Annotated in this window: 15 protein-coding genes; 14 read left to right on the top strand and 1 reads right to left on the bottom strand. The window is 53.4% G+C overall.

Annotated elements, in window-relative coordinates; all coding sequences use genetic code 11:
• Window positions 1-40: 40 nt before the first annotated feature.
• The 7 genes from KXU80_RS13540 to KXU80_RS13515 all read left to right on the top strand — a co-directional run bounded on the left by KXU80_RS13540 (window position 41) and on the right by KXU80_RS13515 (window position 10,269).
• Window positions 41-4,894: an S-layer homology domain-containing protein gene (locus KXU80_RS13540; protein WP_219838720.1), complete on the top strand. Its 4,854-nt coding sequence runs from the start codon at window positions 41-43 to the stop codon at window positions 4,892-4,894.
• Window positions 4,895-5,138: 244 nt separating this feature from the next.
• Entirely contained in the window at window positions 5,139-6,719 is a 1,581-nt protein-coding gene (locus KXU80_RS13535; protein ID WP_219838719.1) for an O-antigen ligase family protein, read from the top strand.
• A gap of 47 nt (window positions 6,720-6,766) precedes the next feature.
• Complete coding sequence (locus KXU80_RS13530) at window positions 6,767-7,639, top strand: sugar phosphate isomerase/epimerase family protein (protein ID WP_219838718.1); 873 nt, start codon at window positions 6,767-6,769, stop codon at window positions 7,637-7,639.
• A gap of 163 nt (window positions 7,640-7,802) precedes the next feature.
• The gene (locus tag KXU80_RS13525; protein WP_219838717.1) at window positions 7,803-8,456 is read left to right on the top strand and encodes a GntR family transcriptional regulator; all 654 of its coding nucleotides are present in this window, start codon (window positions 7,803-7,805) and stop codon (window positions 8,454-8,456) included.
• A gap of 109 nt (window positions 8,457-8,565) precedes the next feature.
• A complete protein-coding gene (locus tag KXU80_RS28065) occupies window positions 8,566-8,796 on the top strand; it encodes an SDR family NAD(P)-dependent oxidoreductase (RefSeq protein ID WP_258171382.1) in 231 nt (76 codons plus the stop codon).
• 5 nt (window positions 8,797-8,801) lie between these two features.
• Window positions 8,802-9,134: an SDR family oxidoreductase gene (locus KXU80_RS28060; RefSeq protein ID WP_258171381.1), complete on the top strand. Its 333-nt coding sequence runs from the start codon at window positions 8,802-8,804 to the stop codon at window positions 9,132-9,134.
• Window positions 9,135-9,171: 37 nt separating this feature from the next.
• Window positions 9,172-10,269 (top strand): mandelate racemase/muconate lactonizing enzyme family protein, encoded by a 1,098-nt coding sequence (locus KXU80_RS13515; protein WP_219838716.1) that lies wholly within the window; start codon window positions 9,172-9,174, stop codon window positions 10,267-10,269.
• Window positions 10,270-10,421: 152 nt separating this feature from the next.
• Here the strand turns inward: KXU80_RS13515 and thrC are convergent, their stop codons facing one another.
• A complete protein-coding gene (gene thrC / locus KXU80_RS13510; RefSeq protein ID WP_219838715.1) occupies window positions 10,422-11,810 on the bottom strand; it encodes a threonine synthase in 1,389 nt (462 codons plus the stop codon).
• A 164-nt stretch (window positions 11,811-11,974) separates the two neighbouring features.
• Between thrC and KXU80_RS13505 the strand changes: the two genes are divergently transcribed.
• The 7 genes from KXU80_RS13505 to yunB all read left to right on the top strand — a co-directional run bounded on the left by KXU80_RS13505 (window position 11,975) and on the right by yunB (window position 20,541).
• Entirely contained in the window at window positions 11,975-13,492 is a 1,518-nt protein-coding gene (locus KXU80_RS13505; protein ID WP_258171380.1) for a spore germination protein, read from the top strand.
• On the top strand, window positions 13,489-14,598 hold the full coding sequence (locus KXU80_RS13500) for a GerAB/ArcD/ProY family transporter (protein ID WP_219838713.1): 1,110 nt from the start codon (window positions 13,489-13,491) through the stop codon (window positions 14,596-14,598). Before KXU80_RS13505 ends, KXU80_RS13500 begins: the two co-directional genes overlap by 4 nt.
• Window positions 14,576-15,793: a Ger(x)C family spore germination protein gene (locus tag KXU80_RS13495; protein WP_219838712.1), complete on the top strand. Its 1,218-nt coding sequence runs from the start codon at window positions 14,576-14,578 to the stop codon at window positions 15,791-15,793. Before KXU80_RS13500 ends, KXU80_RS13495 begins: the two co-directional genes overlap by 23 nt.
• A complete protein-coding gene (locus KXU80_RS13490) occupies window positions 15,790-16,035 on the top strand; it encodes a hypothetical protein (protein ID WP_219838711.1) in 246 nt (81 codons plus the stop codon). Before KXU80_RS13495 ends, KXU80_RS13490 begins: the two co-directional genes overlap by 4 nt.
• On the top strand, window positions 16,032-17,141 hold the full coding sequence (locus tag KXU80_RS13485) for a GerAB/ArcD/ProY family transporter (protein ID WP_219838710.1): 1,110 nt from the start codon (window positions 16,032-16,034) through the stop codon (window positions 17,139-17,141). Before KXU80_RS13490 ends, KXU80_RS13485 begins: the two co-directional genes overlap by 4 nt.
• A 138-nt stretch (window positions 17,142-17,279) precedes the next feature.
• On the top strand, window positions 17,280-19,580 hold the full coding sequence (locus KXU80_RS13480) for an ATP-dependent helicase (protein ID WP_219838709.1): 2,301 nt from the start codon (window positions 17,280-17,282) through the stop codon (window positions 19,578-19,580).
• Window positions 19,581-19,659: 79 nt separating this feature from the next.
• Window positions 19,660-20,541: a sporulation protein YunB gene (gene yunB, locus KXU80_RS13475; protein WP_219838708.1), complete on the top strand. Its 882-nt coding sequence runs from the start codon at window positions 19,660-19,662 to the stop codon at window positions 20,539-20,541.
• Window positions 20,542-20,567 lie beyond the last annotated feature (26 nt).

Here is a 20,567-nt window from a genome sequence, read left to right as displayed (position 1 = left end):
TCTATTCTATTATTGGTAGTTACATTGGGGGAAAAGACGAATGTTCAAACGTTGGACAACAGGCATCATCAGCTTCGTACTTCTATTTACGCTTGCGATGCCAATGCAATCGAAAGCGGCAGCAGGGGACAATCCCGAACAGCAGGATCAGACCTTACCGCTGCCGGTTAATCAGGAGTTGCCGCTTCCGGGCAGCGAAGGTGCGGAGAAAGATGCTTCCGCAGCTGGAGACGGCATTATGGTCGGCATGATCCCGATGGGGACGATAGAGGGGTATACAATTGAGCCGCTCGGTTATGCCTACGTAAATGTAAGCAATTATATGAGTTATAGAGCCGATATTGTTAATGGCAAGCTCGATTTGGGTCGAGTTACGATTCCTGCTGGAGCCGCGGTAAATATATCTTTGTCCGTGCTCTACAAGAATGATTCTACTGGAAAACATCTCCTTTACATCGATAATGATACGATGACAACAGAGGAGCTTACTGCATTGAATACGTGGATGATTGATGAGGATGCCGTGGAAGTACCGCTCGATCTTTCGTCATTATCGGACTGGACGAATCGGCAATTGTCTGTTAGCTACAGCAATCAATTTTTTGGCCAGACAGTCCTCCCAAGCAGTGCTATTTCCATTTTTGCCAAACCTGGAAAACTAGAATTAGGTTATTCGGGTGTGAAGAATCGAGATGGGTATTTGCTTCGAAAAACGATTCAGGTTGCAGAAGGTGCCAGTCTGTCCTTTAATACCGCGGATGTAGCAGCTGCTTCTAGGACTCATCTGCCGGAACTGCCGAATGTTTCGATATACTCCGCTAATTCATTGGCTGCCTATACCGATATCAATAATTTAATTCTAACCAAGGGGAGATACAATCTTTCTTTCTATCAGCAAGAGGAGATTGAGGGGGGAGAGCGGGTCAAATCCTGGGCGAGCTATTTTGAAGCAAATGGCGAGCAAGAGCTTCAATTGGGAGTACCTCAAATCTCCGTTCGATATTCGGATATTTCAACAAAACAATTTTATTCGGATGTTACAGTTGCGAATGGAGATTTTTATTTAAGTTATTCGTACGAACAAATTGGCAATGAGATCGTGAACTTAAACGGTTTTCATACTAAAATGACAGACAGTCAAGGAAAGACGATTTTTGAAGAAGATACACAGAACGGGAGCTTGAATCATACCTTTATTCCTCCGCTTGCAGCTGGCACTTACGATGTTGAGTTCTCCGCTAAAGGATTCGATCACCAGCTCAGTGTGCATAAATCAGTCATCATCAAAGACACGTCTAGTTACGAAGGCAAAGGTTTGGTTGTTCATGCAGAGAACGAAGCGGGACAACCTCTGCAAGAAGGCCAAGTCTTCCTGTTCGAGAAGCAGCCGGCAGGAGTGTGGGACGCGAACGAAGGCAGCAATATTTACAATACGAAGCTAATTTACCAAGCGAAGGCATCAAACGATGGGACTTTCATCATTCCCTACGCTAATTTGCTTAAGGGACGCGAGTATGAACTCGAAGTAAACGGGACTGCATCGGACGGTCAAAATGAGGTCGTGTATCATCGTACGGTATCTCGCGATGACCAAGACATTCAGTTGGATAGCGCAGGGTTGAAACAGGTTACCGTTAAGTCCGACTTGGCGCATGCTGGTGACTCGCTTCTCTTCTCGGTCATGGATGATCAAGAGCAGCTCGCCAGCTGGCCAGGAATAGCCAGATTTGGCGCGAATCATCAGACCGAGCTTTATATTCAAACAGATCATAAGATTTCGTTGATCGCCAAGCTGTTCGATGCAGATACAGAAACAGGATACCTACTTACCCGCACAGTGGCACCAGGCGAACAAATTGTTGATTTAACAGGCGATACGGCTGAAATTCAGCTGCCGGCAGGTTATGAGAATACGAAGCTGGATGTTAACGAGGGCTGGGGGCAAAAACAGTTTGCGGACCGGTATATGGTAACGAAAGGAACGGATATTACGGCCTCTTATTACGTAGAATCCGATGGCTACAGATATTCGTTCAGTAAGCATTTAGGTGTGGTTAATGGAAGTACGACTCTTGGAATCGGTCACGATTTCATTAATCGCAGGACTGATACACAGTTTTTCAGTGCAGGTCAATTGAACAGCCGTGTCTATACTGATTATAGGGATAAACTTGATAATCAGCTGCAAGATGTTTCTCCAGTAACGGTAGCGAAGATTGCAGATCGAATCGAGTCGACGGGGATTCCTTTCACGGCTGGAATTGGCGGGCAGAAGAAAGTCATGACTATAAGTGATGACCAGGGCACGCTTATCTATGAATCCGATGATCAGCCGAATGCAGGAAATCGAGCAGCAGGCAGCTCCGTTCTGGATTATCAACTCTATGATCAATCCGATCAAACAGTGGGCGATGGGGCTCATACCTCTTCTCCACTAGACGTTCATTTTGACATGCCGAATCAGCCAGGCAGCTATGCCCTAAAGCTGGAAAACCAAAACTTTCCATCGGACGTTATTGCATTGACGGGGCAAGCGCAAGTTGCCTCTTACGGGGGCACTGACAGGCAAATTCCAATCACTTTGCCAGCTGGCTATGAGTTATACAGCTTATACGGCAGCGCGCAACTACAGCAGCTTGATGGAGACATGGTAGATGTTAACATGTGGGTAAGTAATGGTGAATTAAGTATTTCCGGGGTGGGTAATTTGATTCCCGATAAGAAGTATGCCCTGCATGTACAACTTTTTCTGAAGTCATCAGATGGGGAACAAGTGATGTATTACAATCAATTGGTGTTGACGGGAGATCAGATTTCAAATCTTCAGAAGATCGATGCTCCTTCGTCAGTTGTCACAGTTGCTCCGAAGTTGAGAGATCTTCCTAGCGATTTTCAAGTTCGTACGATTCAATTGGAGTTTCCGGTGATTGGATTCGAGGATAAACGCTTCACTGCGAGTATTAATAATTATGGGTACTATGACAGTTTTACGATGCCTAAAATTGTTATGAATCCACAAGATTTCAGGATTTTGCTCTCCGGCTCGGACGGTGCATCGACGGCGTACAACTTAATCCGTCAGGTTCATGTTGACCGCTCTACTGGGAAACCGACAATCACAGATCCAGGCACGCATCTTCTGAAGCTGCAGGATAGTCGACTCTTTCAATCGATTGATTCAATTTCCTCGTCGCCATGGTATTCCTATGGCTATTATTCCTGGGGAACCTTGCTGGACAAAGCGTATGTAAGTACGGGCAGGCAACAGTTTCGTATTGGTACGGAAACGAGCAGCATTGAAGAAGAACCGTGGCAGCTATTCTGGACGACACGCAGCTCCTATAATTTACAACAAGATACGGTCATTCCGTTCACGGGTCATGTGGATTCATCCAAGTCCTCGTTAAAGATTGCTCAACGGATGGAGAACGGGCGAGTCGTAATAAAGGCCCAGCCAGAATTCGTAAGCGGCGATTTGAAGTTGGAGGAAATTGATGTAAAGAGAAGCGGATATTATAGCAGCGTACCAGGCATCGTTACCTTAAGGGACAGCAGCCAAAAGAAAGTCTATGAAGCGCTGACCTACTACTGGATGGACGGTTTTGAAATCTCTAAAACACTGGCCGACGGCACGTATTCCATCACTTTCAGTCAACCTGTTGGCCCGAATGAAGAAGCCGTATTGACGAATTCATTCACGGTAGGCAGCAATCCTGGGGGAGGATCCCCTGGCGGTGGAGGCGGAGGCGGCGTCATGCTTCCAGGCGGCGAAGATACGAATGCAGAAGCGCCGAATTCCATTACCTTCAAGGCCGAGGATGTCCCGGCTCCAGTGAACGGTACTGTCACGCTGCAGATGAAAGACAAAGAAATCGCGATCATACCTGCAAGCATCCTAAGCGGCGACGGCGCGAAAGACACAATTGAGCTTGAAGGATCTCACGGCAAAGCCTCGCTCCCGCCAGCCGTACTGGAGCAGCTTGCTAATTTGGTTGGTAAGGATAAGCTGGCCGATGCGCAGATTACGTTGTCCATGAAGCCCGTTAGTGATGCCGAGTTGGCTGGCGCCGTGAAGTCGACGGACGAAACGGATGTTCAACCCGCCGGCACCGTATACGCGTTCAAGCTGTCGATCACGGCCAAAGACGGTTCACCGATCGTGCTTTCCACGTTCAATGAGCCGATTACGCTCACGTTTGAATTGGATGCTGATGCGGATAAACATTTGACTAACGTCTATTACATCGCGGAAGACGGCAGCCTTACCTATGTACCTGCTCGTCTGGAGAATGGCAAGCTAATCGCGGAGGTCAGCCATTTCAGTACATACGGCGTACTGGAACTGCATAAGTCCTTCAAGGACGTCAGCGCGACGTTCTGGGCGCATGATGCTATCGAATCGCTCGCAGCTAAACAAATCGTTAAGGGTATCACGCCAGATACGTTCGCACCGAACAAAACGGTAACCCGCGCCGAGTTCACATCGATGCTCGTGCATGCGCTTGGCTTGACGTCGGATCAGTCAGCAAGCTTCAAGGATGTGCCGGTCAACGCTTGGTATGCTTCGGCTGTGGCTGCTGCTTACGAGCATCACCTCATCAAAGGCGTAAGCGCCGATACGTTCGCGCCGAATAAGTCCATCACGAGAGAAGAAATGGCAGTGATTCTCGCGAACGCACTGAAGCTCCAGCATACCGATTCATCGGCATCCCAGGGTGTAACGTTCAAAGACGCGGCCCAAATTAGCTCTTGGGCGGTAGATGCCGTTGGAATTGCCTTGTCGAATGAATTAATTCAGGGCGACAGCAAAGGCATGTTTAATCCCAAAGATATGGCAACACGCGCGGAAGCTGCGAAGATGCTCGCTAATTTACTCAAACAGACAGACCGATAAAGAAGACAGGGACCCGAGCAATCGGGTCTCTTCCCGTATTCTCGAACTAGAAATGGATGATACAGCCATGGTAAAGGACTCCACCGTCCGTACGCTTCATGTCGGAACAATCACACTCATGCTTTTTATGCTTTGCGGTCCTTTTTTCCGGGGATTCATCTTTGAGACCGAATTTACTATAGCTACTATTGTGGTCTCACTAGGCTTTATATTGCACTTGCTCCGCAGAGGGCTGCAGCAGGATATGATCGTGTACCTCCTGCTGGCGCTAACGGCGATGTACGCGGCGAGTATCGCCTACGGTAATGATCGTTACGAAGCGTTAAACGGCTTGCTCAGAACGGCTATGCTCATCCCCCTCTATGTAATCGCACGCTCAGCGGCCTCGCAGCCGATGCAACGGATTTGGACAGCTTGGGTGTGGCTCACGGGCTTGTCCGTACCGATTGGAGCGGCAGCTAATCGATACGTCGACGGCCGTCTGGCGGGTTTTATTGATTATGCCAACGGCTATGCCATTCTGCTGCTGATCGGCATCATCATGTCTGTTGCTTTATCCGTAAGAGGCGTATCCGGCTCCAAATGGCTCCAGATCCCGATTTTCCTGTGCACCGCCGGTATCTATTTGACCGAATCTCGGACAGTGCTCGCGCTGAGCTTTGCCGCGTTCGCGATGATGTTCTTCTGGAGCAGGGGCAGCATCCGCTTGCTGTGGCTTCGTTCCTTCGCCAATGCCGCAATGGGCTTAGCCGTGGCAGGGGCATTCGATGGTTCCGCGCTCCTGATGCTGCCTGTTCTGGCTGTTTTCGTTCTCGGTTTCCGACTATCGGACTTGACGCTATCATCGCGTTATGCCAGGTTGACGCTCCTCGCGGCGGGGCTCGTAGTCGTGTTCCTTGCCCTGTACTTTGGCCCCGGCATTATCGAGCGCTGGAGCACGATCGGGTCCCGTACGGGCGAGGGCTTCACACGGCTCGACTACTACCGGGATGCTTGGTCAATGGTTGCAGACTCGCCGGTTTGGGGCTTTGGAGCCGGTGCGTGGAATTATTTGCAATACCAATATCAATCGGCCTCGTATTTCACAGCGTATATTCATAGTCAGCCTTTGCAGCTCATGGTTGAAGTTGGGATTAGTGGTTTCCTAATCTTCGCAGCGGCTTGTGTCTGGCTAGTCATACGAGGTTTCGCCGCTGCCAAGCATAAGGTAGGCATTGAAGCGAAGTACGATCAGCTTCGCCTGCTGGCGTGCTGCGCGCTGCTCTTGCACAGCCTGGTCGACTTCTCGTTATCGTTTCCTTATCTACTTGGTCTATTGTTCATTCTGGGAGCGTCTCCTTCTTCAGCCGCAGCGACTGTAGTCAAATCAGGCGCTTCATTTACCGTAAAGGGCATCGTTAGCCTGATTGCAGCGGGAATGCTGATCATCGCGGCCTTCCTGCTGACATCCGAACAGCTCCAGCTGTCCGCCGAGCGGGCGATTGCGGAGAATCGCAAAGCGGATGCCATTCATCTGTTGAACCGGAGCGCGTCTGCAGCGATTTTCTCCGATCGCATTCATGACCGCATCGCCAGATTGTATCTGCGCGAATATGAAAGCAGCCGCGATCGGCGTTATTTGGAGGTTGCGGTCAGCGAGAACGAGAAGGCGCTTTCCCTATATCCGGAGCAGATTTGGTATCGGAAGCTGAAGAGCGATTTGTTATGGATGCAAGGTTCTCGAGAGGCATCGATCACTGTTTTGAGTGAGTTGGTCGAACAGAACCGCTTTATTGCGCGCTGGCGGGAGGAACTGGGGCAGCGAAAGGCGAAGTTGAAGGAGTAGCCTGCTGAAAGTCACGCAGTCGATCAACCTGAATGGAGCGAAGGTACATGAAAATCGGCATAAGCACGTATTGTTTGGTGGACAAGCTGCGCAGCAAAGACATGAGCGTAATCGACGTTCTGGAATGGGCGAAAGCGCAGGGCTGCGCGCATGTTGAGCTTGTTCCTTACGGTTATTCGTTGGTTGATGATGCGGAGCTGGCGGAACAAGTCCGCCGCAAGGCCCACGAGTTAGGGCTCGCGCTTTCGAATTATGCGCTCCCGGCAAATTTTGTTCATGAAACGGCAGCGGATTTTGAAGCCGAGATTGATCGGTTGAAGCAGCATGTCGACCTGCTCCAGCGCATGGGTATTCGGTCCATGCGGCATGATGTCGTGCTGTTCACGATCCCGCACGAGCAAGCGAGCATTGCCCATTTCCACAGGAATCTTGCGCAAATCGCGGAAGGCAGCAAGCGGATCGCGGACTATGCCGATCAATTCGGCATCACGACGAACATCGAAAACCATGGCTGGGGCGTACAGCACAGCGACCGGGTTCAGCATGTATTGGAGGAGGTCGGCCGCCGCAATTTCAAGACGGTACTCGATATCGGCAATTTTCTATGCGTGGACGAGTCGCCTATGGTCGGCACGGCCAAAAATCTCCCTTACGCGTCGATCATTCACGTCAAGGATTTCTATTACCGTCCGTTCGATCAGGACCCCGGCGAAGGCCAATGGTTTCGCACCGTGAATGGAAACTATCTGCGCGGCGCCATATTCGGCCAAGGCGATCTGCCTGTGCGCAGCCTGCTGAAGCTTGTGAAGCAGTCCGGTTATGACGGGTACTTGACGCTGGAATTCGAAGGCTTGGAAGAAAGCGCCTCGGCGACGGCGATTGGGCTGCGTAACTTAGAGCGGCTGTGGCATGAAGCGTAGTCGGCAAGCTGAATAGAACAATAGAGCTCTGCATACTGTTCGGTATGGCATTACCTGCGGCGAGGATGAATGACAAGCAGCGGAGTCATTCTCCTCGTTTAGTTTTTATCAAGCCCGATAGATGCTATAATTAACGCTAAAGTCAAACGACAAGGTGGACCTTATGCCTAAAAATCAATTAAGCCGTTACGTGCTGACCGACGAGCTGCATGTCTTGTTAAAGCAAAAAATCATCACGCACGATATGGCTGCCGGCGATCGCATCAACATCGATAAACTGGCACGCGATCTCGGCGTCAGCAATATTCCGATCCGGGAAGCGCTGTTTCGTCTCTCCTCGGAAGGGTTCGTAACCGTCGTTCCGTTCAAAGGCATGTTCGTTGCGGAGATGAACTTGAAGGACATTGACGAAATCTTCGAGATTCGCAAGTCGCTTGAGGAGCTGTCGATCCGGAATGCGGCGCCGCGTCTGCCGAAGCCGGTCCTGCACAAGATCTTGGAAGAGCTGGCCCAGCCGCCTGAAGTATCCGCGGCGAACGAGGAGGAAGGCAGAATGCTGCGCATGAATGAAGGGCTGCATGGCACATTGCTAGCTTATGCGGACAACATGAACTTGCTGCGCCTCGTGACCTCGTTAATTGAACGAATCTATCGGTATTTAAACGTGCATCACTACAAAATCGAGCTTCCAGCCGAACGAACCGAGCATGAGGCAATCGTGCAGGCACTGCTTGACGAGGATACGGAAAGAGCTGTCGAAGCGATGCGGGTTCACTTGCAAAATGCTCATAAAAGACTGCGCGAATCGTTTGCATAATCATTTGCGCGGTTCTATTGACTTATAAATCGTGTATGATATTATTTGAATCATACACGATTTATCTTTTTCAGAACAGCTAAATTTCGTAAGGACAGGTGCAGGTAGCATGCTTCTGCATGGGAAAATTTGTGTCATTACCGGCGGCGGTTCCGGCATCGGAGAGGTGACCGCGAAACGTTTCGCGGAAGAAGGCGGAATCGTCATGCTGGCGGATATCGACGAGCGGAACTCGCTGCGAACAGCGGAAGACATCAACGCTGCATACGGCGCGGGGTCAGCAACCGCATACCGCGTGGACGTCTCGAACGAGAGCGAGGTTCGCTCCTGGCGTCCTTAAACGGCTTGATCGGCCAGAAGCAGAACGCGGCTTACGCATCGACGAAAGGCGCGATCGTCGCCATGACGAAGTCACTTGCGCTAGACTATGCGGCTGACGGCGTTGGAGTCAATTGCATCTGTCCGGCCGGCGTATCAACGCCGCTGCTGGAGAAATGGATCGGCGAGCAGCACGATCCGCAGGCAACTCGCCAAAGCTTGAACGACATGTACCCGCTCGGCAGGTCGGCTAAGCCGGAAGAAATCGCGGATGCCGCGTTGTTCCTCGGCAGCAGCTTGTCCCATTTTGTAACAGGCGTTGCATTGCCGGTAGACGGAGGCGCCTCGCTCGGCTATTAATTCTATTCATCTCATTCATCGACTTGGAGGAACGACCATGAAAATCACGAGCGCAAAAAGCTTCATCCTGCATGTACCAATCACGCCGCCCATCACCGATGCTATTAACGCCGCGACCCATTGGGGAGTGACGGGCGTCCGGATTGAGACGGACGAGGGCTTCACGGGCTACGGCTATACCGGAACATGCGCCAAAGGCGACGAGATGATCGCCGATACGATCGACCGCTATTATGCGCCGGCTCTCATCGGCAAGGATCCGTTCATGGTCAAACAAATCTGGGACGAGCTGCGCTTCGGTCCGATGCACTGGATCGGCCGCGCGGGCGTCACGCATATGGCGCTCGCAGCCGTCGATATCGCGCTGTGGGACATCATGTCCAAGGCGGCAAACAAGCCGCTCTGGCAGTACCTGGGCGGACATAAGCCGAACGGCATTAAAGCGTACAACACGAACGGCGGCTGGCTGAACTGGAGCAAGGAGCGCTTGATCTCGGACATGGGCGCCATCCTGGACTCCGGCTTCACGGCCGTGAAGATGAAGGTCGGCAAGCCCGACCCGCGCGAAGACTTCGACCGCGTGCAGGCCGTGCGCCGCGCGATCGGCGACGATATCGGCCTCATGATCGACGTCAACCAGCAGTGGAACATTACGACCGCGATGACATGGGGCAAGAAGCTGGAGCAATTCGATCTGATCTGGCTGGAAGAGCCGCTGAATCCGGACGATATCGCGGGACACCGCAAGCTGGCGGACGAGTTGAACGTGCCGATCGCGCTCGGCGAGCATGTGTACAACAAATACGCGTTCCGCGACTATATCGCGCAGGGTGCCATCGAGTACGTACAGGTCGACGTGACCCGCGTTGGCGGCATCACGGAATGGCTGCAGGTAGCGGGACTTGCCGCGGCGCATGACCTTCCGGTGTGCCCGCATGTCGGCGATATGGGCCAAATCCATCAGCATCTCGTAGCTGCTACGCAAGGCGCGGTCATGCTGGAGTACATCCCGTGGATTCGCCATATTTTCGAAGAACCGGCTACGGTGAAGGACGGCTTCTACGTGCTGCCGCAGCAGCCCGGCGCTTCGACAACGATCATCCCGCGGTATTTCGACGAGTATCGGGTAAAGTAGGCAGCTATTCATAGCGGATCATCAGAGAGACAACAGGCCGAGCAGCCAAGCTGCACGGCCTGTCTCTTTTTGCCCATAAGCGCATTAAAATAAGAACAGCTCCCAAGCGGATATCCCGCCGGGAGCTGTTTGTATGTTCGATGTATCACGATTTAGAAAAACGCGAGCAGCTGCTCAGCCACAGCTTCGTTCGTTCCCGCTACGCGCGTTTGGAACTGAGGCTTGCCTGACAGCGCCTGAATCTGCGAAGGTGCCGTCTGCTTAATGTTAATGAGTTGGATCGCCTCATCGAACTTGGCCGGGTGCGCGGTCGATAATGCGACCGTCACTTCGTCGTCCGCCGTATATCTTTGTGCCGCGGCGACGCCGCAAGCCGTGTGCGGATCCAGCAAATAGCTGTAATCCGAATAATAGCTGCTGATCGTGCTCAGACACTCGTCGTTCTGAACGCCGTAGGCTTCAAAATCGGTTTGAACTTGCTTGAGCGCCTCACCGGCAATGACGATCCGTCCATCACGCTTGAAGTCGCTCATCAGCGCAGATACGGTGCCGGCATCTTCGCCGTTCAAATAATACAGGTAGCGCTCGAAATTGCTCGCGACCTGGATGTCCATCGACGGGCTGTGCGTGCCGCGGAATTCGCCGGGCTGATACACGCCTTCTGTCACGAAGCGCTCCAGGATGTTGTTCTCGTTCGTCGCCAGAATCAGCTTGTGAATCGGCAGTCCCATCCGCTTGGCCATATAGCCTGCGAAGATATCGCCGAAGTTGCCGGTCGGCACGCTGAAGTTAACCTTCTCGCCTTGGCCCTGCTTGGCAAGCTGGAAGTAGGCATAGAAGTAATAAACCGTCTGCGCCAGAATTCGGGCGATGTTGATGGAGTTGATCGCGCGCAGATGGTAGCGCTGCTTGAACGCAACGTCCGCGAACAATTCCTTGATGATCCGTTGGCAATCGTCGAAATTGCCGTCAACGGCTAGATTAAGCACGTTTGCGTCGTCGACCGTGGTCATCTGCAGCTCCTGCACCTTGCTTACCTTGCCGTGCGGATGAAGAATGCAGATGCGGATGCCTTCTTTACCGCGCACGCCTTCGATGGCGGATGCGCCTGTATCGCCGGAGGTTGCGCCGAGAATATGAATCGTCGAATTGTGCTTCTGCGAGATATAAGAGTAGAGGTTGCCGAGAAATTGAAGGGCGATATCCTTGAACGCGAACGTCGGGCCGTGGAATAGCTCCAGGATGTGCAGGCTGTTGCTTACACGGCGCACCGGCGTGACTTCGTCGTCGCGGAACGTGCCGTAGCTGTCATCGACGAGCTTCTTCAGGTCATCGCGCGGGATTTCACCGTCGATGTAGAGCGAGAACAGCTCAAGCGCGAGCTCCGGATAGGAGAGCTGCTGCCAGGCATGAAGCGTATCAGGAGACAACTGCGGAATTTGCTTCGGAACGAGCAAGCCTCCGTCATCAGCCAGTCCCATAAGGACGGCGTCGACAAAGCCGACAGGTTCGATCTTACCTCGTGTGCTGATGTAGTCCATAACGATCCCCTTCAACAAATTTTCAATAATTGTAACAAAAATCACGCGCAATTCCCACAACATTTTGTGACGGCACGAGGCGGAATGCTCTCCAATTTTCGGAGGGTGTTTACCTTGCCTCGATTATGGAAAAATTAGGACTAGTACATACAAGGAGTCTGCCTATGGACGTCACGTCGAACCCGCAATCCATTTCCGCCGTACTGGATGACAATTACGAACGCCTGACAGGCATTTATGCCAATGCCAGGGACGTTAAATTTCGGAAAATTTTCATCGGCCAATCGACCAAAGCATTCGTCCTGTTCATTGACGGCTTGGTCAACGTGGAAGTGCTGGATTTGCACGTCATCAGCGCGCTGGTCAAGCAGCCGTTTCAAATGAACGACGGCAATGCGGAGGACGTGCTGGCATCGGTGCTGACGATTTCCAATTTGGAGGTCGTCGATACGATCGACGAGACGCTGTTTCGTATCGGCGGCGGCTGTATTCTCCTCTTCATAGACGGATTGACCCGCTGCTTTGCGATGGGAATCGCCAAATGGGAGAAAAGAGCTATCGAGGAGCCCGCGGCGGAATCAGTGGTACGCGGCCCACGGGAGGGCTTCACCGAATCGGTCAGCGTCAATACGTCGATGCTGCGCCGCAAGATCAAGACGCCTTCGCTCAAAATCCAATCCTACTTCGTGGGTACGCTTACCCGTACGGAAGTGCTCATCGTATATATTGAAGGCGTCGCGGCGGAATCGCTGGTCGCCGAGACGCAATTGCGCATCAAAGGCATAAATATCGACGGCATCCTGGAGAGCGGTTATATAGAGGGCTTGATTGAGGACAATCCATTCTCGCCCTTTCCTCAATTACAAGTGACGGAACGGCCTGATGTCGTCAGCGCCGCGCTGCTTGAGGGCAGGGTATCAGTGCTGATAGACGGTACACCGTTTGCCCTCATAGCGCCAACGACGCTGTTCGCGATGCTGCAGTCGCCCGAAGACTACTATCAGCGCTTCTTCATCAGTACGCTGATCCGTTGGCTTCGCTATTTCTTTTTCATCATGACGCTCGTGCTGCCTTCACTTTATGTGGCGATTCTTACGTACCATCAGGAGATGGTGCCGACCTCGCTGCTCCTCAGCATAGCGAGGTCTCGGGAAGACATCCCGTTCCCGGCCCTCGTCGAGGCGCTCCTGATGGAGATTTCCTTCGAAGCGCTCCGCGAAGCGGGCGTGCGCCTGCCGAAGCAGGTCGGTGCTGCCGTCAGCATCGTCGGCGCGCTTGTGATCGGACAAGCGGCGACATCGGCTGGTCTCGTATCCGCGCCGATGGTCATGGTCGTGGCGATTACGGGGATCGCCTCTTTCATGATGCCGCAATACAGCAGCGGCATCGCGATCCGTATGCTTCGGTTTCCAATTATGTTTCTCTCGGGCATGCTGGGGCTGCTTGGCTTAATGCTCGGGGTCATCGTGATCGTCATTCATCTGTGCTCCCTCCGTTCGCTAGGCGTGCCGTACATGCAGCCGCTTGCACCGATGAGAGGCAGCGAGATGCGGGACGTGCTTCTCCGTTCGCCACTCTGGCTGCTGAACAAGCGCCCGCATCTGACGGGAAGCGTGAGCAATCCGAATCGGCAGGGGCCGAATCAGAAACCAGAGCCCCCCCAAGGGAATGATTCCGCATGATTGAAAAAGGCCGAATTTCCCCCATTCAGCTAGCGATATTCCTGCAACCGTTCATATTGGCAACCGTCTCGCTAAGCGTCCCGACAATTACAATGATCACCGCGGGACGTGACATGTGGATGACGCCGATTTTGTCGTCGGTCACCGGCTTCTGGATCGTGTATGTCTGCTACCGCCTGCATGTGCGGTTTCCGAAGCAGACCTTCATCCAATATACGGATGCTATTCTAGGCACGTATCTTGGCAAAACGGTCACGCTCATGTATTTAATCAACTTCCTGTATTCCAATGGCATCATCGTCCGGGAGTACGGCGAGTTTATCGTGGGCACGTTTCTGCTGGAGACGCCGATGATTTTCATCATCGTATGCTTAATCGCCGTCTGTGCCTACGCGACTTTCCAAGGGCTCGAGGTATGGGTGCGCGTCGCACAATTGCTTATTCCGATGGCGATCTTCCTTATCTTCCTCATGCTGGTCATCATGGCGCCTGATATGCATGTGAAGGAAATGCTGCCGATTCTGGAGTACGGGCCTTTGCCCGCGCTTAGAGGCTCGATCGTGCCGTCGTCCTGGTATTCGCAGTTCTTCGTCATTGCGCTGTTTCTCCCCTATGTCAAAGCAGAGCCTGCGAAGGTGCTTAAATGGTGCATGATCAGCGTCGCTTCGGTTGTGCTTACCATGCTTTCCATTAACCTCTCGATCCTATTTCTGTTCGGAGAGATGAACAAAGGACTTAGTTATGCTTTCTTGACGGCGGTTCGTTACATCTCGCTGTCCGAATTCATCGAGCACATCGAATCGATTCTCATGGCGATTTGGCTCGTTGCGATCTTCATTAAAGTAACCGTCGTTTATTACCTGGCGGTTCTCGGCACAGCCCAGTGGCTGAAGGTGCCTGATTACCGCGTGCTCGTCTTTCCGGTCGGCCTGCTTATGGTGTTGTTTTCCATTTGGGCAGCGCCGAATTTTGAAGTGCTCAAGCATTTGCTCGGCACAAGCCTGCCGCTATTCTCGCTATTCTTTCAAGTCCTGATTCCGATGCTGCTCTTGTGGATTGCCGTGCTGAAAGGAGGAGGGAAGCATGAACACAAGCCGAATGCGTAAGCTTGGCACTGCCGTCACCTGCTGTATGCTCGTTCTTCCTCTGACTGGCTGCTGGGATCGTATCGAAATTAATGATTTGGCACTGATTACAGGCGCGAGCGTTGACCAGGTGAATGCCAAGACGGTTGAATTATCAGTGCAAATCTTCGTACCTCGGGCCGCTGGCGGAGGCGGAGGCGGAATGAGCATGGGCAGCCAGGGCGGAACGGGCTCCACCAATACGTTTGTGAATTCAGCGAAGGGAGAGAACCTTGCCGATGCGTTCTCGCATCTGCAGGAGCGGATGTCCCGCAAATTGTTCTGGGGGCATGCCGAAATCTTTATTTTCAGCGAAGCGGCGGCCAGGCATGGCATTCAAGACGAAGTGGATTACTTGATGCGAGCGCCGCAGCCGAGGGAACGCGCCTACATATACGTCAGCCACGGCAAAGCGAGACAAGCGTTGGAGCTGCGGTCGGTCTTGGAGCGCGATACATCTGAGGCACTGCGGGAAATTGCCAAAAACAAGGTATCCGTGAGCGTGACGCTGGCGGATCTATCCCAGATGATTACAAGTGGTTCAGGCGCTGCGGTTCTTCCCTGGATTAGCCGGCAGGCTCCCCATACCAAGGGCAACCCGGATACGAGCGTGCATTTCGAGAATGGCACGGCCGTTTTTAAAGGAGATAAGATGGTCGGCGTCATTGATGAGACGACGACAAGGGGCGTGCTTTGGCTTCAGAATGAAATCAAGAATGCGGTCATTACAGTCGAGCCTAAGGACGAACAAGGCATCGTATCCGTACGGCTGATCAAGAGTCGCACGAAGCTGAAGGCACGTATTCAGAACGGGAAATGGCAAATTACCGCCCGGATCCATACGGAGAACGATGCGGTTGAGAATTCGACGGCAGCCAATCTGACGATCGAACCCAAATCGATCACAATCGTGGAGAAGGCACTGGAGAAGGACATCAAGGATCGGATCGATATGGCGCTCGCTCAAGCGCAGGGGAAGCTGAAGGCGGATATTTTCAATTTCGCCGGCGTCTTCCACAGAGCGTATCCCAAAGAATGGCATCGCATGCAGTCGCAATGGGACGAGCTGTTTCCGAAGGTTGAAGTCATTACCAAGCCGGAAGCCGTGCTGCTTCGTCCCGGTCTGGCTAATGTCAGGGCGAGCAGGCCGGAGAAAGAGAGGAGCCCGAAATCATGACATGGAGAGCGATTCCTGCATTAATGACGATAAGCTTGCTGGTGACGATCGTGCAGCTGCGCTGGATACGTCACGCCCCCGCGAAGGAGCGGAGCGCCTTCTGGTCCCTTCTGGCGCTGTGCTGGCTGCTCGCCTCGCTGTTGATGATCTTCCCCCGCTTGCCGGGACTTACGGAGCTGGTGGACACGCTGATGACGCCGATTGGCGATTTCCTGATTCACGGCGGGACGAGCCATCCATGAAGGACATGCGCTTCGGCGGTAAACAGCTGTTCTGGCTCATGTCCGTCATGCAAGCCGGCATGACGATTCTGCTCACCATCAACCCCACGCTGCATGTTGTGAAGCAGGATGCCTGGATTTCGACGTTCATTGCCGGCATCATCGGAGTTTGGATCGCCTTTGTTTGCTCGCGGCTTAGTCTACGTTTTCCGAAGGAGACGTTCGTGGAATATGTGGTGGCCATTGCGGGCAAATGGGCAGGCAATGCGCTGATCGGCCTGTACCTCCTATACTGGTACAGCCTCTTAGCCATCATCCTAAGGCAGTATGCGGATTTTGTGCTGGGTACCATTTTGCCGCATACGCCATTGCTGATTCCCATTATAGCCATGCTGCTGGTCGCGATGTATGTCACGCATACGGGCATCGAGGTAATCGCCAGATGCAGCGAGCTCTTCGGCCCATTTATTCTGCTCGGTATTCTTATCCCGCTTATTATGGCGATGAAGGATATGAAATTAATAGAGCTCTTGCCTATGTACGTGGACTCCGGCATAGGAAAGCTGCTTACGGGGGCGCTCCCGACAACGACTTTCCTCGGCGACTGCGTCATGCTCGTTATGCTGTATGCGTTCGTGAATAAACCCGGCTGCGGAACGAAGTATGCGATGCTTGGCGTAGGCGCGGCGGCGTTTCTCACCTGCATGTCCACGTTCCTCATCATTACCGTGCTTGGCGTCGGAACAGGCGAATGCCTGACCTATCCGTTCTTTCATCTAGTCCGTTACGTGACGTATTTCGACTTTATTCAGAACCTCGACTCGCTTGTCATCGCAATCTGGATCGTAAGCGTGTTTCTCAAGGTGTCACTTTATTATTTCATCAGCACGTACGGAACGGCCCAGTGGCTGAAGATCAAGCGCTGGCGCCGCATGTCGTGGATGATCGCTCCTCTTGCTCTGCTGACCTCCTTGCTCCCGCGGAATTTCGTTCAGAGCTCGGTGGAGTTTCCGCAGAAGCTCGGAATGCCGTTCCTATTGCCGTTCTTCATGCTCGGTATGCCGATGGTGCTGCTCGGGATTGCCAAGCTGCGGAATAAGGGACAGGGCGTGCAGCGCAAAAATTAACGGTTGCGCCGGGCGGCTCATTCTTGCGATACTGGTAGTGAAGCCTATTATCGGATCGGAATCCTTCTCGCTTTGCCGGAGAAGGATTTTCGTTTTTTGCAGTTTGAGTATACGGATAGAAAGGTGCCTGGAGCGACAATGGCAACAATGGATTTTTTCGCCCGAAAGCAGGCCGAGCTTGGCGTGGCGCTCAATGCGATACAGAAGCAAGCGGTGAAGCATACGGAAGGCGCGCTTCTGCTGCTCGCATCGCCGGGTTCGGGGAAGACGACGACGATCATTATGCGGATCGGCTATCTCGTGGAAGTGAAGGGCGTCCATCCCTCGCGGATTAAAGCCGTCACGTTCAGCAGAGCATCGGCGCAGGACATGAAGGATCGGTTCAGCCGGTTCTTCCCGGATCATCCCGAAGGCAGCGTCAATTTCTCGACCATACACAGCTTCGCGTTCGAGGTCATGCGCGATCATTTGCGGCGTTCCCGTATCGCGTTTCAAATCATCGAGGGCGAAGTGGAGCAGCAGGAGGAGGAAGAGCTCCCGCTGCACAAGAAGCTGATTCTGCGGGACATCTACCGGAAGCTGCGAGGCGACAACCTGACCGAGGATCAGATGGAAGAACTGACGACCTACATCAGCTATAACAAGAATAAGCTCGTTCCCGTGCACAAATGGGAGGAGACACCCTGCGATGTTCCCGAAGCGGCAGCCGTTATGAAAGAATACGAGGCGTTCAAGCGCTCCTTCGGAGACAAACTGCTTGTGGACTACGACGATATGCTCGTCATCGCGAACGACGCGCTGTCTGGCGGCGGCGAGCTGCTGTGGCGATATCAGAACCGCTACGACTACGTGCTGACCGACGAAAGCCAGGATACATCGCTCGTGCAGCATGCCATCATCGAGAAGCTGGCCGCCAGGCACGGCTGCCTCTGCGTCGTAGCGGACGACGATCAGAGCATCTATACGTGGCGGGCCGCGGAGCCGCAGTATTTGCTCGACTTCAAGCGCGTCTACCCGGAAGCGGCCATCTTGAAAATGGAACAGAATTACCGTTCTTCCCGCAATATTGTGGAGATCGCGAACGAATTCATTAAGCGCAACGAGCATCGTTATGACAAGAATATGTTTACCCGGAATCCCGGACATCGTCCGATTGCCATTAAACAGCTGGGCGACTACAAGCAGCAGGCCAAATATTTGGCGGATCAGATCGAAGGCACGGAGCTTCTAAGCGAGACAGCACTGCTGTACCGCAACAATGCTTCGTCGATTACGCTGATGAACGAATTTGACCGGCGGGGCATTCCCTTCTACATGAAGGACGGGGACAATCGCTTCTTTACGCACTGGGTGCTCGAAGACGTCCTCGGCTTCATGCGGATGGCCTATACCGACAAACGCGCCGATCTGCTAGAGAAGATTCACACGAAAATGCTGGGCTACATTACAAAGGTGCAGATGGCAGCGCTCGCTGCCATCGATAACGGGGAATCCGTCTTCGATAATCTGATCGCGCACGTGCCGCTGCAGGATTACCAGACGAAGCAGCTGCAGGACGCCAAAGAGATGTTCCAGCGGATGCGGGATATGGAGCCGCGTGCCGCTATTCGTCTCATTCGGTACAATCTCGGCTACGAGCGGGCGCTCGATCGCATCTGCAAGCGGCTCGGCTTCCGCAAGGAGAATCTGACGGGCATGCTGAATACGCTCGAAGACATCGCGGACGGTCTGCCGTCGCTGGAGGATTTCGCGAACCGCTTGAAGTACCTGGAGGCGGTAATGAAGGCGTCCAAGCGGAACAAACACGCAAACGCGGTCACTTTCTCTACGCTTCACAGCGCTAAGGGTCTCGAGTTCGAACGTGTCTATATGCTCGATCTTATTGAAGGCATTATTCCATCCGCCGAAGACGTGAAGAAGGAAGACGATGAAGTTTCTCCGCTCATGGAGGAGGCCGTACGGCTGTTCTATGTCGGGATGACGCGGGCGAAGAAGCAGCTTGCGCTGATCAGCTACGGCAAGCGAAACGGGGAAGAGGTCAAGGAGTCCCAATTCGTCACGGCGGTTCGCCACCTGCAGTCGCCGCATCAGAAGGAAGCAGGCAGCGCAGGCAAGCCGGAGGCAGCCTGGAACGCTCGGAGCGGCGGTAAGCCGCAGCCACGGGCTAAGCCGGCTGTGCTGCTTGCGGGGCGCCGCCAGGCAAGCGGCGGTGTTACAGTGACGGAGGGCAGGCCGGGCGAAGAAGCAGAACTGGCGAATCCCCGCGCGCTGAAGACGCTCGAGGGGCTGAAAGCAGGCGATCGGCTCGTTCACCGCTCTTTGGGGACCGGCGTGTATATCGCGGCCAATCAGGAAACCGTCGAAATCCGGTTCGAGCTTGGCGTGCGCAAGCTGTCCGTTGCTGCCTGTCTTGGAGCGGGGATGCTGACGCGGGAATAGCCTTTCTTCTTTTTTGATTGCCTGCCGCATAAGCTTGGAATGAGAATGCGGACAAAGGGCAATTGAAGGGGGCTGTCGCATGCGAAGGTGGGGAAGAAGAGGCTGGCGAAGCAGCGGCGTTCGCAGGCGGACAGGCGGCAAGAGCGGCCAGGGCGACAGGAAGAAGGGCCGCCGCAGGCTGATCCTGTTTCTGATGGCACTGTTCCTGCTATTCTTCTTCCAGACATTTATTTTCATTGAACGCAATTTGCAGAAGCCGCTCATGACCGTTGCGCAGGTCCGCGTGAAGCAGGTGGCGACCCAAGCGATTAATAAAGCCATCACGGAGCAAGTTGCAGATGAAACCGGCGCGGATAAGCTCATTGATTGGAAAACGAATGCCAGCGGCAAAATATCCGGCTTTATGCTCAATTACGCGGAGCATATGCGCATTACGTCGGAGACGATTAATACGGTACAGTCCACGCTGGACAAAATGGGCGACATCCCGGAGAAGATTCCGCTCGGTCAAGCGCTTGGCAGCGCGATCATCGCATCGTTCGGGCCGAGGATACCGGTCAAGTTCGAGCCGATCGGCGCCGTCAAGGTCGATTTAAACACCCGGCAGAAGGACGCCGGCATCAATATGATTCTCGTGGAAGTGTACATGCATATCGTCGCGGAAGTGTCGATCATCATTCCGTTTGATACCCAGCCGGAGCTTGTCGAGACGGAAATCCCGATTTCTTACCTGCTTGTCGTCGGCGATGTTCCGATGTACTACTACGATAACAAGGGCAATCCTGTCGGAGAATCCGCGCAAAATGCGCCAAGCATCGCGCTTCCGGCGCAGCCGGGAGGAAGCGGCGGCGTATCGACCACATCCCCGCCGAATACGTCTTCCAATGCAAACGGCGGATCGGGCGGCGGTACGGATCTGTCTGGGGATGCTGGCTTGAACAAAACGGATGACGAGCCGTAATCCGTACAAAGAAGAGCGCTTATCGC

This window comes from Paenibacillus sp. R14(2021) (assembly GCF_019431355.1).
Classification (GTDB): domain Bacteria; phylum Bacillota; class Bacilli; order Paenibacillales; family Paenibacillaceae; genus Paenibacillus_Z.
The sequence above is the reverse complement of the archived record's forward strand: the minus strand, read 5'-3'. Positions and strand labels throughout refer to the sequence as shown.

Coding starts and splice junctions, on each gene's coding strand:
- KXU80_RS13540 (WP_219838720.1), top strand. CDS start 41: ATGTTCAAACGTTGGACAACAGGCATCATCAGCTTCGTACTTCTATTT.
- KXU80_RS13535 (WP_219838719.1), top strand. CDS start 5,139: ATGATCGTGTACCTCCTGCTGGCGCTAACGGCGATGTACGCGGCGAGT.
- KXU80_RS13530 (WP_219838718.1), top strand. CDS start 6,767: ATGAAAATCGGCATAAGCACGTATTGTTTGGTGGACAAGCTGCGCAGC.
- KXU80_RS13525 (WP_219838717.1), top strand. CDS start 7,803: ATGCCTAAAAATCAATTAAGCCGTTACGTGCTGACCGACGAGCTGCAT.
- KXU80_RS28065 (WP_258171382.1), top strand. CDS start 8,566: ATGCTTCTGCATGGGAAAATTTGTGTCATTACCGGCGGCGGTTCCGGC.
- KXU80_RS13515 (WP_219838716.1), top strand. CDS start 9,172: ATGAAAATCACGAGCGCAAAAAGCTTCATCCTGCATGTACCAATCACG.
- thrC (WP_219838715.1), bottom strand. CDS start 11,810: ATGGACTACATCAGCACACGAGGTAAGATCGAACCTGTCGGCTTTGTC.
- KXU80_RS13505 (WP_258171380.1), top strand. CDS start 11,975: ATGGACGTCACGTCGAACCCGCAATCCATTTCCGCCGTACTGGATGAC.
- KXU80_RS13500 (WP_219838713.1), top strand. CDS start 13,489: ATGATTGAAAAAGGCCGAATTTCCCCCATTCAGCTAGCGATATTCCTG.
- KXU80_RS13495 (WP_219838712.1), top strand. CDS start 14,576: ATGAACACAAGCCGAATGCGTAAGCTTGGCACTGCCGTCACCTGCTGT.
- KXU80_RS13490 (WP_219838711.1), top strand. CDS start 15,790: ATGACATGGAGAGCGATTCCTGCATTAATGACGATAAGCTTGCTGGTG.
- KXU80_RS13485 (WP_219838710.1), top strand. CDS start 16,032: ATGAAGGACATGCGCTTCGGCGGTAAACAGCTGTTCTGGCTCATGTCC.
- KXU80_RS13480 (WP_219838709.1), top strand. CDS start 17,280: ATGGCAACAATGGATTTTTTCGCCCGAAAGCAGGCCGAGCTTGGCGTG.
- yunB (WP_219838708.1), top strand. CDS start 19,660: ATGCGAAGGTGGGGAAGAAGAGGCTGGCGAAGCAGCGGCGTTCGCAGG.